Source organism: Pseudomonas sp. MWU16-30323 (assembly GCF_020515595.1).
Taxonomy (GTDB): domain Bacteria; phylum Pseudomonadota; class Gammaproteobacteria; order Pseudomonadales; family Pseudomonadaceae; genus Aquipseudomonas; species Aquipseudomonas yamanorum.
Genome location: NZ_JAIWYM010000085.1, coordinates 1 through 984, shown reverse-complemented (window position 1 = coordinate 984; position 984 = coordinate 1). Strand labels below are relative to the sequence as shown.

Sequence of the window (984 nt, the reverse complement as noted above, 5' to 3'; positions counted from 1 at the left end):
GGCGTGGGCCGAAGCCAGTGTTCCGGTGAGGTTGACCAGCAGGTCTTCGGTACTGATGCCGTCGATGACGCTGAATAGCACGACGGGGGCGTTGTTGGTTTCGGAATCGAGTGGAGGGTTTGGTGTGGGTTTGATCATGGTGAAGCTCCTGAATTAAGTGGAGCTGCCACTTATCGCCGCGACGCGATGGGGTGGTAGCTGTACGCAGGTTCGCGGACCGGGATCAGGAAACCGGCATACCCGAAGGTATCCCACGCACAGCCACCATGGCGCCGCACAGTAGACGATAAAAAGCCGTCAACTGAAAGCGGACAATGGCGCTTTGCGCCTGAATTCACTCGGGCCGCGACGCCCGCCCGCTACGTTTGCAGCGGTGCCCGAAGACTAGAGATCGACTTTCCCACCGGCAACCCTAAATACCTGTCGGACGTTTCGCTTTTCATCACATAGCTAACCGAACGGTCAGTTGTTTGGTTTTAGGGTGTTCGTCAATATCCCTTGCGCGTCATTCAGGCGCGATCCCACTCCTCATGAATCAACACCCTCGCGGTGTTCGTGTCCGCTTGGGCGCCAGAAAAGGAAAGCTCAATGGAAGATGCAAAAACAGCAGGCCAGCACCTCGTGGACGAGTTCATGGCCAAGCAAGCTGCGCGTCCCGTTAAAGCGACTTATGACTATGCAACATGGGGTTCCAAGACCCGAATGGGCGGCGAGATTGTTACTGCCAGCACCGGCATAACGATCCACGAGCACCGCGTCGCCTGCGTCGGTGACTGGGTACGTTATTCGGACGGCACTGAAACCGAGATAGTGTCGGGCGCGGGTTTCGCGGTGGCCTTCAAGGGGCGACCGATTGCGATTGTGGGCAGTACCACTGACAACGGCGACACGGTGACCCGTAGTCTTCAAAGCGATGTATTGATTACTGAGTACGCAGATGGCGAAGGTATTCCGGGTCTGCTGCAGCCCGGCCACCTGATAGGA

Annotated in this window: 1 protein-coding gene; it reads left to right on the top strand. The window is 57.3% G+C overall.

Annotation, left to right across the window (positions count from 1 at the left end; all coding sequences use genetic code 11):
* Positions 1-588: 588 nt before the first annotated feature.
* The coding region (locus LIY45_RS30535) for a PAAR domain-containing protein (RefSeq protein ID WP_226478715.1) at positions 589-984 on the top strand (396 nt) is incomplete at its 3' end.